The organism is Mucilaginibacter sp. GW821-FHT07H05 (assembly GCF_059418485.1).
Genome location: NZ_JBWKPY010000002.1, coordinates 500,690 through 514,957 on the forward strand (window position 1 = coordinate 500,690; position 14,268 = coordinate 514,957).

Here is a 14,268-nt window from a genome sequence, read left to right on the forward strand (position 1 = left end):
TTGGCTAAAGCCAGTTCTCTCTTCTGTATTTACCCCCGCCCTAAAGGACGGGGCAATGATATTGGATTCCAAGCCCATATTTATTTTTTATCGAGATAAAGTTTCAGATCGGATATAGATTTAACACCTAACTCATCCGACTGTTTTTGCCGCATCATTAAAGCGTACGAATTATTAAAACCTATAGGTTGTAGCCAGGTAATTTGATACTGCTTTTTAAATTGCTGCTTTACATAATTATATGTTTTGTCTTTACTGTGTGTTAAGCTTTCAACCAATTTTTCGCCGGGCTGCAATAATACCAGCAAGCCTGTACCTGTGTATTCCGGGTAAAAATCAATCTGATCATTGGTCAGCGCGTCAAAGCAAATTTTAGTGCCGCCCAGGCCGGTTTTGGTAGCCACATCATAATCGGTATAGCCTTTAATCAGCATGGTATACATTTGGGCCAGGATGTATTGCTCACCAAATATTTTTGATCCGATACGCACCATTCCGTTTGTTCCGTTGCGCGATGGCTTGTACAGGCGCTGCTCCACCAAAAAATCCTTAGCCACTTTTTCCGGGCTTTGGTGAAGGTAATCAGTCCGGTAATTTAATTCGGTCATGACAGCATCATTTATATGGCCGGATAGTAAATTCAATGTTTTTTCCAGATCAGGAAACTTTTTCAGCGACTCGTCCCGAACAATCGGCGCGGCATAATATGGCGGGAAAATGCCTTTATCATCCTTCAATACCATCAGGTTAAAAGCCTTGAGGCGGCCATCAGTTGAGTAGCCGCTGATCACGTCCAGCTCTTTCTCAAACGCGGCCTTATACATCACCGCGTCGCTGATGACGATGGTGTGGATCTTCAGCCCGTACTTTTGGCGCAGACCCAGATCGCCATCCTGACGGCCCATAAACTCGGGGGTGAAGCCGGCGGTTAGCTTGCCGCCATAGGCCGATGGGATAAAGTATAAGGAGGCGAGGAGTAGCAGTAGCACTGGGATAGTTGCAGTAGCAGGCTTTAGCTTTTTGAGTTTGATGTTTTGCAATCGCGATAGCAGGAAATCAAACAAAATAGCCAGCAGCGCGGCGGGGATGGCCCCGGCTAATATCATATTGGTATTGTTGAGCGAGATGCCGCCGAAAATAAACTCGCCTAAGCCACCCGCGGCTATGTACGACGCCAGTGTTGCCACGCCGACATTGATGACCGTAGCGGTGCGGATACCGGCCAGTATTACCGGCATGGCCAGGGGTAGCTCAACTTTAAAGAGTATTTGCCGCCTGCTCATGCCCATAGCGGTGGCCGCTTCGGTAACATAGCCATCAACCCCTAAAATGCCGGTATAGGTATTGCGGATAATGGGCAGCAGCGCGTAAATAAACAAGGCTACAATAGCCGGCTTGGCGCCGATGCCTAAAAGCGGGATCATAAAGCCCAACAGGGCGATACTGGGGATGGTTTGCAATACGCCGGCAATCCCCAATACGGTGCCTGCAAATGGCTTTTTCCGTGCGATGAAGATCCCCAGCGGCAGGCCGATCACTACGGCAATAAGGAGCGAGATAAAAGTTAAGCCGATATGCTGCAGGGTTTGCGCCGCCAGTTTATCCGACTGCTGCACCATAAACGCCCATAAACTTTGCTGCTGGTTATTCATGCGCTTTTACGGTTTTGGTATTGGTTAAAAGCCTTCATCAACTGTTCAAAACTCACAGACTTTATGGCATGGCTATCGGGTTGCTGAATATGCATGACCGCGCCACTAACCTGCAGTTTTTCCATGACCGACCAAACAGTCGAGCCAATGGGCGATAGTTCCGCAGGTTCAGTAATGGCATCCGGTAGCTGGTCCCAGATATCGTTCAGGGTAATAGCTTTAAACTCCAATTGCAAGCGCTGACCTTGCAAAAAATCGCTCACAAAATCATTAGCGGGCTTAAACAGCAATTGCGACGGGGTGCCGATCTGCATGATTTTACCTTTATCCATCAGGCAAATGCGGTTGCCTAATTCAAATGCTTCCTGCACATCGTGCGTAACCATAATGATGGTTTTGCGGGTCAGTTCGTCCAGTTGTTTAAACTCAGCCTGTATTTTGGTGCGGGTCACGTTATCCAGCGCGCCAAAGGGTTCGTCCATCAGCAATACCGGCGGATCAGCTACCAAAGCCCTCGCCAAACCCACCCGCTGCTGCTGCCCGCCGCTTAGCTGACCGGGATACGATTGCAGTACACCCGCATCCAAATGCAGCTTATCCATCAACTCGTTAACCCGGCTTTTTATTTTGGCATCATCCCAGGCTAATAACCTTGGCACTACAGCAATATTTTCAAAAATGGTATAATGGGGGAAAAGGCCATTGTTTTGCAATACATAGCCCATGCCGCGGCGCAGTTGTTCGGGCTGCTGTTGAAGGATGTTTTTGTCGCCTATCCAAACCTCGCCCGATGTAGGCTCTATCAGCCGGTTCAGCATTTTTAGGGTGGTGGTTTTACCGCAGCCGCTGGTGCCAAGCAGTACCAGGTTTTCGCCTTCGGCTACCTCAAAATCAATCGCGTCAACCGCTTTAACCTTCCCGAAATGTTTGCTGAGCTGCTTTACCCTGATCATAAATAATTAATCGGCAATGGTCATAAACAGATTATTTAACGATTCGGCATATAACGGATGGGCAAATACACAATAACGGATCCTATCGTATGTAATGCCGCCCTCCATTGCCATTTGCAGTATGGTCATAATCTCGCCGCCCTGTTCGCCCAATACGGTAGCACCCAATATCTTTTTGGTTTTAGGGTCAACAACGGCCTTCATAAAACCACGGGTATCACCGGTTTCAATGGCGCGGGCCACACGCGTCATGGGCAGTTTGGCTACAATTACTTCCAGTTTTTGCTTTTTTGCTTCGGTTTCATCTAACCCAACGCGCCCCAGTTGCGGGTCGGTAAACATGCAGTAAGGTATGGGCCGGTCCCGGATGGTATAATTAGTACCTTCTATTAAGTTGCGGTAAACAATGGTATAATCGTTATAGGAAATGTGGGTAAAAGCCGGGCCGCCCTTTACGTCGCCCAAAGCATAAATGCCGGGCACGTTGGTTTCCAGTTGATCGTTTACCAGTATAGTGCCCCGCTCATCGGTTTTAACACCGGTGTTCATCAGCTTTAAGGTTTCGGTTTGCGGGCTGCGCCCAACGGCAATTAATACATGCGAGCATTTAATCTGTTGCTCCTGGCCATTGGCAGTTAAAGTGGCCACAATTTTACCATCTTTCTTTTTCCGGAAACTTGTGGTTACCGTATTGGTTAAGATCCTGATCTTCTCTTCCTCCAGCAGTTTTGTCACCTCGGCAGAAACATCCTCATCCTCGCGCGAAACGATCCTGTCCGACCGTTCTACTATGGTAACCTTGCTCCCAAAGCGGCGAAACATCTGCCCAAACTCCAACCCGATGTAATTGCCGCCGATCACCATTAAATGTTGGGGGATATGATCTAATTCAAGAATAGACGTTGATGTCAGATAGTCGATATCAGCTAAACCTGCTATATCCGGGATAAAGGTTTGGGCGCCTGTGTTAATGAAGATCAGATCGGCTTTCAGATCCTTTTTACCGCCCTCATTCAGTTTTACCGAAATAGTTTTAACACCTGTAAAGGTAGCTTCGCCAAATAGGATATCAAGGTTTTTAGCGGCCTCCAAACCTTTTTGTCCGCCTTCCCTAAACTGGTGCACCACCACATCCTTGCGCTTTTTTATCGCAGGCATATCTACCGAAAATTTTTTGATCTTTACGCCAAGCGGCGAGCTGTTAGCTGCCATATAAGCCATTTTAGCCGAAGCCACCATGGTTTTGGTTGGCGTACATCCATCATTTACGCAGGTACCGCCAATGTAGCGTTTCTCGATTATTGCCGTTTTTTTGCCTGCGGCGGCCAGCTTTTTGGCTAAAGGTACACCCGCCTGCCCGGCGCCGATAATAATCGCATCATATTGTTTCATAGGCTATATGTTGTTTGTACATCCTTTCACAAGGCAGGTAGTATGGGATATTAGTCGGTTTAGTTACGTTATCCTTACACCTGATACCCCAAAAATGATTCCGTTCTTCAACAGTGGATGATCACAGTTGGCAATTACCTGGTTATAACCAATGGTTTTCATGGTATCGATGCAATTTGATATGTTAAAGTTAAAAGGATTTTAAAGAAATAGGACGGCCTTTTTGTTTTTGATTTGTCAGTTTATCCGGCTAAATAATGCCTGCCGATAATTTTTTTAAATTTTATTTTAATAATTCCGTTTAAGCGTTATCTTTGCAATCCCAAAACAAGAGGTTATGCCTCGAAACTTTGGCCCGTTCGTCTAGGGGTTAGGACATCAGATTTTCATTCTGGCAACAGGGGTTCGATTCCCCTACGGGCTACAAAGCCGCTCTACTTTCGTAGAGCGGCTTTTTCATTTTAAGCACAGCTGCAGACCTCGGGCAATAGCTATCCGAGGTTACAAACTTCGGGCAACTGAAGAGACACTTCATTTGTGGCTTACCTTAACCGATTGGTATGGAGGGTTATGAAAATAGTAAGGTATGTAAATAACCCCGCAGGCTTGCCAGGCAAGGCGCTGCGGGGTAGCAACCGCTACGTTACAGCTCTTTATCCTCGAACATCTTTGCGTCGCGGGTGTTTTTTTGTACGGCAATTGCCGAAAACATGCTTAGGCAGAATGCCATGGCGTAAAAGCCTTTCTCACTTCGGGCAAGATCTGCATTCCACAGGCCAATAGTTAATAAAATCATTGCTGCAATAGTGGCAAACCAACTCAGGCCGTAATAAAGATCGGTAACTGCCAGCCCTTCTGCCCTGTCTCTTACACTTTTTTGTACCGAGATTACTGCAAATAAGCCAAATAATAAAATGGTAAAATAATAACCTTTTTCGTTAAGCGTCATGCTTGCATTCCATAAGCCAATGCAATATCCTGTCGCCCCTGTTAATAAGGCAAACCAGGATGCGCCAATAAATGCGGCAGTCGGTTTAAACGGACTTCTAACTTTTTCGCCATATTTTACTATGGGTAAATTTTCTTCTGTTCTGTTTTGTAGCGGTTCCATGTTTATTTTGTTTTAGTAATTAATATGGAAGCAAATGTCTGATGTAAAGCCGACCCGAAAAAGTCAGAGTATGAAAATTACTGATGATATAGTTTTACAATTATTGTACCTTTATGTACAATAACATATCCAAATGGACTCAATTCAGGAGTTAATCAATCTGCTCAATAATACCGATAAAAAGCTTTTCAGGCAGTTTTTACAGCAAAAAAACAAAAGAGCTGATGTGAAAAATTTAGCTTTACTTGATTTGATTGAAACTGACGATATAGATAGCTTAAACAAGCTCTATGATCCGGGGAAAAATAATGATGCATATCATGCGCTCCGTAAAAGACTGCAGGATAATTTGCTGCTGTTTTTATCGCAGAAAACGTTTGAGAGCAATCATTCCGACACTTATGACGCGTTGCGCCTGCTTGTGGTGGGGCGTTTTTTGTTAGAAAATGATGTGATCAAGATAGCGTTCAAATGCCTGGATAAGGCTGAACGCCTGGCTGAACATTTGGAACAGTTTAATTTGTTAAATGAACTTTTGCTGCTAAAGCTACAGTATGCCCATCTGCCGGGGACTGAAGATCTCGAAGCTTTGACTGTTCGTTTCCTTCGCAACCAGTCCAATATGCAGCAAGAGGCTAAGCTCAATATGGCCTATGCCTTTTTGAGGAGGGAGCTACAGGAAATACACCTGAAAGGGAAGGTTGTTAATTTGACGGCTTTGATGATAACGACGATCCGGAAATACAAAATTTCCGAAGAAGATCTGATGTCCTATAAGTCCATTTACCAAATTCTTTTCATCGCAAATGAATACGCGGCGATACAGCAGAATTATGGATTGATAGAGCGTTATATAAACCGAACAAATCAATTTATAAACCAGGCAAATAAAAAAACGTCCTACCTTTTTTACCATATATCCATCCTGTATTTTCTGGCAAACTTTCACCTTAGGCAAAAGGATTTTTTAAGGAGTGCGTCATACCTTAAGGAAATGATGGAGCTAATGGTGACGGATACCCGTTATTATACGCTGTTTTATTTACGCTATCAATTACTCTCTGCACTCAACCTGTTCTTTACAGGCTTTGCTAACGATGCGATCTCGTTATTGCAGGAGTCGGTCTCCAATAAAAAGCATAGGTCTAAACCGGAAGATATCGAGGATTTACGAATATGCCTGACCATGTTTTTGGCCCTGTGCAATGACCGGGGAAGTTTGAAACAGCTAACTTTACTTACCCGCACTGATGCCTGGTACGAAAAAAAAATGGGCATGTTATGGACCATTAGAAAAAATCTGATGGAAATTTTAGTCCACTCACAATTCTCTAACATCGAGCTTGCCATGTCCCGGCTAAACAGCTTCCGGCGTCGATATAAGAAGTATCTGCTGAAAACTTCGGAAGAACGCGTGCTATTGTTTCTGAGGCTGGTTGAAAAATACCTGTTAAAACCCGATGTAGCTTTTGAAACGGCGTATAGAAAAGCGGTTTTAAACCTTGCAAGCAAGGCAGAAAATAACGACATCTTCACATTGAGCTTTATGGCATGGCTGATAGCACGCTGGGAGAAAAAAACAGCTTATAAAGTCGCGCTAACTCTCATACAAGATGACAACTATGCGCAACCATACGCCTTAGGTTTGGAATGATAAATCATTGTCGGCTACGGTAAGCGTCAAATTCATACAAGAAATCGGCGTTTTTTGAGCTCTGGGTCGCGCGACAGGTAAAATTTGGCGACTCCAAGTCAACCCGAATGAAACGTTTATACAGGAAGCATTATATCCGTTATGGTTTCTTCTTAGATCCCCCTGATCTCCAGGAATCCCCCCTCTACCAATTGCTTTACGATCGCCAGCTTACCTTCTGCGGTCAGTAACCCCTTTACCTCCTTTACTTTAAAAGGTAGATCCTGTAAGAAGATCGCTTTATCAACAAAGGCCGGTATAGTAAGCTGCCTATCACCGAAATAAATCCCGGTTTCTTTGCCTATGGTTTTTATAATACAGTCAAAGCCTTTCTTTTTGCAAACAACAGAATCTTCATTCAGTAACTCCAGTTGTAAGCCCGTTGTCAGCAACCCGCCGAAATCAAGCGTTTGCCTGGCAACAAAGTGTTCGTCTTGCTTGTTCAGCAATTTTTCGGGCGATATTTTGTCCAGCAGTTCGTGCAGCTTTTGCTTAAAAGTGGCTGTATATTGTTTTTTTGCTTCTTCATCAGCTAACCCATTGGGTATGGTACGGCGAAAAAACACATCTTCATCCTCCGCCATTTTTACCATGTCTTCGATCAGGTGAAAGCCATATCTGGGCTTTAGTGAAAAATTGACATGGATGGTGGACTGCTCCGAAGTAGTGGCTTGATGAGCGGTGCCGCGCGGCATGTAAAGGAAGTCGCCGGAGTTAATATCGAACTTTTCCACCAGCACCGGTTTTTTATGGAAGGGCTGATGGGTAGTCGGCAGTTCTTCACCCGTATCATAAATATGCCAGGTTTTGGGCCCTTTAATCTGCATGAGAAAAATATCATGCGGATCATAGTGGATGTGAAAACCCTGCGAGTGTGGTGGTGTGATGTAGATATTGGCCTGCACTACTATCTTCATTTCCTGCTCAAAAGTCCTGCAGGCGGCTGCCAGGCCGGGGATACCTTTTTCAGCCGAGTTGATGATGATGGTGGCGCCGTCATGAAACCACTTGAACAGGTCGTCGGGGCGCGCCATTGTTTTGATGGCCCCATGCATCATCGTTTCGGTTTTGGTCCATTTATCACGGTCTACATCCTTCCCGTTCTTCAACAGTCTCAGTCCTTCCGGCATCAGGTTTTGCTGGCTCAGGAAGGCATCAATATCGGCAATAGACAATACATTGTTGAAATAACCGGGATCGTTGTGGCGGTTATGTACATACTGCTTCTCCCAGTAGTTTACAAAGAAATCTTCAACAGTTAGGGGAGCAATAAGGCTCGCGAAACGAATAGGTTCCATGTCACTGAAAACATCGCGTAAAATTGTCATAAGTAAATACAGTAGGTTTTGGCTAAAATAAAAACACCTTCAGGTTTAATCATGCCGGGCTGTGGCTTTTTTGCTAATGTATGCCCGGGGTTTATCGGATAAATATCGGACACTAATTTTACATTTACTTACTATTGGCTGATATTTATTACCATGCGGAAATTACAGTTGAACTTTTCTACGGCGGTAAATGGAAGCCCATTTGTTTATCACCGATGAGGTGTAGTCGCCTACGGACTACTTAAAACTGCACAAAAACACTAACAAACTACAAATCTTCAGCAGCATCGCTTATTCCTCGGTCCAATTGTTAAAAAATGTTAAAAGTATTTGAAAATTTTATTTTGCTTTTTTTATTTGAACCGTCATTTTTTTAAACATATAACCAAATATCATAAAGGCATTTTTTGAAAGCTATTATTCATAAATTTTAGTTGTTAGATCATGTTACCTAAATTCTCAATTCCCCTTTTTAGCGCATCGCGCCAATTTGCATTGCTCTTTTTATCGTTTTTTTTATCAGGCTTCGCATTACAGGCGCAACAGCCGGTTACCTGGCCAGCCGGCAAATCGGGTTTTACCGCCAAGCTGATGAACATTGAGGCCGCCAGCAATGAAACATTTCGTTATAATACAACGCTGCATAATGGCGCAGGCAGTGCACGTATATACGAATTGAAAGCCGATTTGCCGGTTGGCTGGATGATTGCCTACAAAGTGGACGGCAGCCAGGTCACTTCAATCAACATGGACGCGGGCAAAACGCAGGATATTGCCATCGAAATTAATGCCACGGCTACCGCCGCTCCGAAAAAATACACCATCCCTATAAAGGCGATATCAAATTCGGATACCTTATCGCTGAATCTGGAGGCTGTGGTCAAGGGATCATATAGTATAACGCTAACTACGCCTACAGGAAGATTAAGCGACGAAGTAACCTCTGGCAGTCATCAGGAGCTGCAGTTGGTCATAAAAAACACCGGTACCCTGCCATTGAATGATCTGCAGGTCACCGCTCAACTACCCTCCGGCTGGGAATCTTCTTTTGAGCCTGCCAGTATCAAGCAACTGGAAGCCGGGAAAACCATCGATGTCAAAGCCACTATAAAGGTACCTGACAAGACCATCGCCGGTGATTATGCCGCTAATTTTACGGCAACAAACAGCAATACCAACTCGCAGATCGCTTTCAGGCTGGTGGTAAAAACGTCCTTGCTTTCAGGCTGGATCGGCATTTTAGTCATTTTGCTGGCTATTGGCATCGTCTACTACCTCATTCGTAAATATGGCAGAAGATAAAATATCCATTCCGGTTTTTACAAATGAAAGATCCTATCATACAACTAACAGGGTTAACCAAACATTATGGTTCTGTTAAAGCAGTCGATGATCTGAACCTTGATGTTTATAAGGGCGAGATCTTCGGGCTGCTGGGGCCTAACGGAGCGGGTAAAACCACCACCATATTAATGATGCTGGGGCTTACCGACCCAACCAGCGGTACCGCCTTTGTGTGCGGGTATAACGCAACCAGCAGCCCGATAAAGGTGAAGAAAAAAGTGGGCTATATGCCCGACAGCGTGGGTTTTTATGACAACATGACCGCGTTGGAAAACCTGGTCTATATCGGCAGGTTGAACGGGCTCCCCGAAAATGAACTTAAAATACGCTCGGCCGAAGTGCTGGAAACAGTAGGGCTTGCCGCAGATAAAGACAAAAAAACGGCTGTTTTTTCCCGCGGTATGAAACAGCGGCTGGGGCTGGCCGATGTACTGATCAAAAATCCAGATGTCATCATCCTCGATGAGCCGACACTCGGTATTGATCCTACCGGAGTAAGAGATTTTCTGGCACTGATCAAGCGGTTAAGCAAACAACACGGGCTTACCGTTTTGCTTTCTTCGCATCATTTACATCATGTGCAGCAAGTATGCGACAGGGTAGGAGTCTTCGTAAATGGCAAATTACTGGCACAAGGGGGTATCGGGGCGCTGTCGGCTCAATTATTCGGCATCAACAGCCATATTACAGCCATAACGGTAGCACAGGCCGTTCCGCAGCCCTGGGCGCTTGAGCCGGAACTAAAAGAGTGGGAAGCCATCAACCAGATCACCATCAATAAAAATGAACTGGAGTTTACCTGCAGCCGTGATATTACTGCCTTACTGGTTCGGTTTTTTGTTGAAAAAGGCCATGACGTGATCGGCGTACATCAAAAAAATTACGGACTGGATGATATCTATCAAAAATATTTTGAATCCAACAGCACTGAAAATACAATCTATGAAAAGTAAATCTGTTGAAACGGGGCCTTTTAGCGTCATGGTTCACAAGGAAATAGCGGATCATATACGTAGTTGGCGCTTTACTATACTTATTGCGCTGATCGTTCTTACTTTTATTGCCGCCATGTATGTTTCGCTTACCAACATCAAGTCGGCTATAGGCAATACAAAAGACCCCGATCATGTTTTTTTATATCTTAAGCTATTAACAACAACCGACAATTCTATTCCGCCATTCCATGTATTTCTAAGTTTTCTGGCACCTTTACTGGGTATCAGCTTAGGGTTTGACGCCATCAATTCGGAGCAAAATAGTGGTACATTAACCCGGTTAATGGCGCAACCCATTTACAGGGATAGTTTGTTGCTGGCTAAATTTGTAAGCGCCCTGGTGATGGTGAGCAGCTTGTTTTTAGCATTGGCTTTACTGATGATAGGCGGGGGATTGGTATTAACAGGGATACGCATGGAACCGCAAGAGTTACTCCGGATATTGGGGTTCATCATCATAACTATTGCCTATGTAGCTTTTTGGCTAAGCTTATCTATCATGTTATCCATTCTATTTAAACAAGCGGCAACTTCCGCGCTTACAGCAATAGGTATTTGGTTATTCTTTACAATATTTTACCAGATTGTAGTTAATCTCGCTATAAAGTCCTTTTTGCCCGATCCCGCTCTTCTCACGCAGGATCAGGTTGCAAATTACAATGAAATTATTTTAACCGTATTACGCGTAGCGCCAAACCAGCTTTACAGCGATGCCGTCACCACCTTACTGATGCCTTCCGTACGTAGCCTTGGCCCTATCACAATGGAACAAATGGCGGGGGCTATACCTGCTCCGTTACCTTTTAAAGAAAGTGTAATGGTTGTATGGCCACAGGTAAGCGGCCTGATGGCATCAACCATAGGATGTTTTGCGTTGGCTTATTATCTTTTTATGCGCCGCGAAATACGGAGTTAAATACAAGGGGATAGTGTAATGGTGCCTTTTTTGTTTTCACGTCTTGAATGCAAGGATAGCCTCTGTTATCCAAAACAAGAACAAGGTGCTGATGCCATAGCGGTACCTAATTTTTGTCGTCAATGAAATAATTAGTGAGCTTAAGCGTTATTTGCAGGGTATGACATACAGATTTGTGGGGATTGGGATGGCTTCGCTGTTGCTGATGGCGATTGCTGGTTGTGGTATGGTAACGTCACTGGGTAAAAATCCGCAGGGTAAAGAACTTGCGCGGTTAGATTCTTTACCTAATTACAAAAATGGCGCTTTCGAAAATTTGGCTGAACGTGCGGACTCGACAATCAAGCGCAACCGGTTCCTTAATATGTTACACAGCCGCCCAGAAACCATCAAACCTTCGTCCCCGCTGCCATGGGTTAAAACCGATCTGAAAACACTGGCATCTCCTGCACCCACTTTAGTTTGGTTCGGGCATTCGTCTTTGCTGATTAAAACCGGGCAGGGTAATGTACTCATCGATCCTGTTTTTAGCAACCATGCGGGGCCGGTACCGGGATTGGTTACAGCATTTCCCGGCACTAAGCATTATCACGCGAAGGATATGCCGCCGATCGATGTGCTCATCATTTCGCACGATCACTATGATCACCTGGATTATCGCACCCTGAAAAAATTAAAAAATCAGATCAAAATGGCGGTAGTGCCAATGGGTGTAGGTTCGGATCTGGTGTACTGGGGGTTTGATCCTAAAAAGATCATCGAACTGAATTGGAATCAATCGGTTACGCTGCCTGGTGGCCTCCGTATCACCGCTACGCCGGCGCAACACCGCAGCAACCGTACGTATACAAAAGAAAATAAAACACTTTGGGCATCATATGTGATACAAGCCGATCATTACCGGTTGTTTTACAGTGGCGATAGTGGTTATGGGCCACACTTTAAACAGATAGGCCAGCAATATGGCCCATTTGACATGGCGCTGCTGGAATGCGGGCAGTACAGCCCCAATTGGCCATGGACACATTTGTGGCTTGGGCAAGCCGCCCAGGCTGCTGTTGACCTGCAGGCTCGTTTGCTACAGCCTATCCACTGGGCTAAGTTTGAGGAAGCCGATCATCCCTGGAACGAACCCATAGAAAGCCTCCTGCCCGCTGCTAAAAAGCTGGGGCTCCAGGTAAATGTTCCGCGTATCGGCGAGCCTTATACTTTGGGTGATCCGCTTAAGAAATTAGTCTGGTGGGATTTTGAATAATAACTCTTCCTATTCCAGATGCTGATCGTCGATGAATAGAAACACGGTCTTAATTTCCATTCATTATTATTTTGTAAAACCGGCTACAAACAGAAGAAACGTTTAATATTGGTGGGTATTTTCTACCTTTAACCACCTCTTTTTAACCTTTTATAACTGTTTACCCATGGTTATGCACCTTTGTTTCTTATTGATCACGCGTTTATTATTTTGCACGGTCTTGTCATTAGATTATGAAAAGCCCTTCCATTCCTTTTGTCGCTAATAGCACCTATCCTGTTCGTGAAGGCAACCGGTTGTTGCCACTAATCGACGGCGAACCGGCATTCCGCCGGATCTGTGAAGCTATCGAAGCGGCCGAAAACAGTGTCTGGGTTACGATCACTTTTCTATGGGCCAGCTTTGAAATGCCGGATGGGCGCGGCAGTGTCTTTGACGTTTTAGACCAGGCAGCTATCCGCGGTGTTGATGTGCGGCTCATTTGTTGGCGGCCGGATGACGAGACGTCCTGGCTACGGGATAACGCATTTTGGGGAGCAGCGGAACATTTTGAGTTGTTGAACAGACGGTTATCCGGTGTTAAGATCCGCTGGGACCGTGCGCAGCCCGGTTTTTGCCAGCACCAGAAAAGCTGGCTTGTGGATGCGGGCAGGGATAATGAGACCGCTTTTGTCGGCGGGATCAATCTTAACCCCCATTCTGTGGTGATGCCCGGCCATTTGGGCGCAGGGCAAAATCATGATGTTTACGTTGAAATTCAGGGCCCGGCGGTGATCGATGTTCAGCACAATTTTGTACAACGCTGGAATGAAGCGAGTGAACGCCTGGAACAAGACGGCTGCTGGGGAAAGGGAAGTGAAACCGACCTTAGCTTCCCTGATCGCGTTCCGGGAGCATGCGGGCCGGTGACCATACAACTGCAACGAACAATGCCGGGCGGCGAGCGCGCTAATTTTGAACAGTACGTGACAGCGATCAATGCAGCGGGCAGAACGGTGTATATGGAAAACCAGCATGTGGACGTGCCGGAGATTATCGATAGCCTGCATCGCGCGCTTCAGCGTGGTGTCACCATCGTGCTACTGATGCCTGCCGCAGCCCACCATGCCCTCAGGCCGCTGCGTAAATTCGGCAACTTTATGTTAGCCGGCATCGCCGGTCTGTCAGCCGGCGGCAGGCGCCAGCCGGTCCATGTGCACGCCAAGGTAATGCTGATCGACGATGAATGGGGTACGGCCGGTTCCTGTAATTTACATCATTTCTCGCTATTCGGGAACAGTGAACTGAATGCTGCCTTCTACGATCCGGCTACCGTTAGGTCTTTTCGTTCGGGCTTGTTCCTGGAACACCTTGGTCTGGATACTTCAGGCATGGATGACAGGACTGCATTACAACTATTCCGCAGGATCGCGAAGGAAAACCGGGTTCGGTATGAAGCCGATGATCACCAGTGGCAGGGTATTACTTATGAACTGGAATAGTTGACCGCTGCTATATTAGCTGAAGGCAGTCAAATAACTGCTTAATCCGTAATTTATAAATAACGGAATAGCTTGCGGATGCTATTGAGGCATGTTGTATGATCAGATGAACTAATTTGGTTAAGGAGATGGCTATATCAATTAAAAA

The 14,268-nt window shown here is 45.5% G+C and carries 11 protein-coding genes and 1 tRNA gene; 7 read left to right on the forward strand and 5 right to left on the reverse strand.

The window, feature by feature from the left end; translation table 11 throughout:
• Positions 1–80: 80 nt before the first annotated feature.
• From AC07M6_RS06260 to AC07M6_RS06270, 3 genes are read right to left on the reverse strand one after another with little or no spacing between them, the layout of a single operon-like run.
• Positions 81–1,652: an ABC transporter permease/substrate-binding protein gene (locus AC07M6_RS06260; protein WP_494888100.1), complete on the reverse strand. Its 1,572-nt coding sequence runs from the start codon at positions 1,650–1,652 to the stop codon at positions 81–83.
• Positions 1,649–2,605 (reverse strand): ABC transporter ATP-binding protein, encoded by a 957-nt coding sequence (locus AC07M6_RS06265; RefSeq protein ID WP_494888102.1) that lies wholly within the window; start codon positions 2,603–2,605, stop codon positions 1,649–1,651. Before AC07M6_RS06265 ends, AC07M6_RS06260 begins: the two co-directional genes overlap by 4 nt.
• A 6-nt stretch (positions 2,606–2,611) precedes the next feature.
• Positions 2,612–3,997 (reverse strand): mercuric reductase, encoded by a 1,386-nt coding sequence (locus AC07M6_RS06270; protein WP_494888103.1) that lies wholly within the window; start codon positions 3,995–3,997, stop codon positions 2,612–2,614.
• 352 nt (positions 3,998–4,349) lie between these two features.
• On the opposite strand from AC07M6_RS06270, the gene AC07M6_RS06275 reads away from it, so the two are divergent.
• Positions 4,350–4,421: transfer RNA gene (locus tag AC07M6_RS06275), tRNA-Glu, on the forward strand.
• 219 nt (positions 4,422–4,640) lie between these two features.
• Here AC07M6_RS06275 and yiaA read toward each other — a convergent pair.
• A complete protein-coding gene (yiaA, locus tag AC07M6_RS06280; RefSeq protein ID WP_494888105.1) occupies positions 4,641–5,108 on the reverse strand; it encodes an inner membrane protein YiaA in 468 nt (155 codons plus the stop codon).
• A gap of 133 nt (positions 5,109–5,241) precedes the next feature.
• Here yiaA and AC07M6_RS06285 point away from each other — a divergent pair, with 133 nt between their 5' ends.
• Entirely contained in the window at positions 5,242–6,762 is a 1,521-nt protein-coding gene (locus AC07M6_RS06285; RefSeq protein WP_494888106.1) for a hypothetical protein, read from the forward strand.
• Positions 6,763–6,914: 152 nt separating this feature from the next.
• Here AC07M6_RS06285 and AC07M6_RS06290 read toward each other — a convergent pair whose 3' ends face one another.
• The gene (locus tag AC07M6_RS06290) at positions 6,915–8,129 is read right to left on the reverse strand and encodes a cupin domain-containing protein (RefSeq protein ID WP_494888107.1); all 1,215 of its coding nucleotides are present in this window, start codon (positions 8,127–8,129) and stop codon (positions 6,915–6,917) included.
• A 444-nt stretch (positions 8,130–8,573) separates the two neighbouring features.
• Here AC07M6_RS06290 and AC07M6_RS06295 point away from each other — a divergent pair, with 444 nt between their 5' ends.
• From AC07M6_RS06295 to AC07M6_RS06315, 5 genes are all read left to right on the forward strand, one after another.
• Positions 8,574–9,431 (forward strand): COG1470 family protein, encoded by an 858-nt coding sequence (locus tag AC07M6_RS06295; protein ID WP_494888108.1) that lies wholly within the window; start codon positions 8,574–8,576, stop codon positions 9,429–9,431.
• Positions 9,432–9,454: 23 nt separating this feature from the next.
• Complete coding sequence (locus AC07M6_RS06300; protein WP_494888109.1) at positions 9,455–10,426, forward strand: ABC transporter ATP-binding protein; 972 nt, start codon at positions 9,455–9,457, stop codon at positions 10,424–10,426.
• Entirely contained in the window at positions 10,416–11,384 is a 969-nt protein-coding gene (locus tag AC07M6_RS06305; protein ID WP_494888110.1) for an ABC transporter permease, read from the forward strand. Before AC07M6_RS06300 ends, AC07M6_RS06305 begins: the two co-directional genes overlap by 11 nt.
• Before the next feature lie 160 nt (positions 11,385–11,544).
• The gene (locus tag AC07M6_RS06310; protein WP_494888111.1) at positions 11,545–12,639 is read left to right on the forward strand and encodes an MBL fold metallo-hydrolase; all 1,095 of its coding nucleotides are present in this window, start codon (positions 11,545–11,547) and stop codon (positions 12,637–12,639) included.
• Between the two features lie 233 nt (positions 12,640–12,872).
• On the forward strand, positions 12,873–14,120 hold the full coding sequence (locus AC07M6_RS06315) for a phospholipase D-like domain-containing protein (RefSeq protein ID WP_494888113.1): 1,248 nt from the start codon (positions 12,873–12,875) through the stop codon (positions 14,118–14,120).
• Positions 14,121–14,268 lie beyond the last annotated feature (148 nt).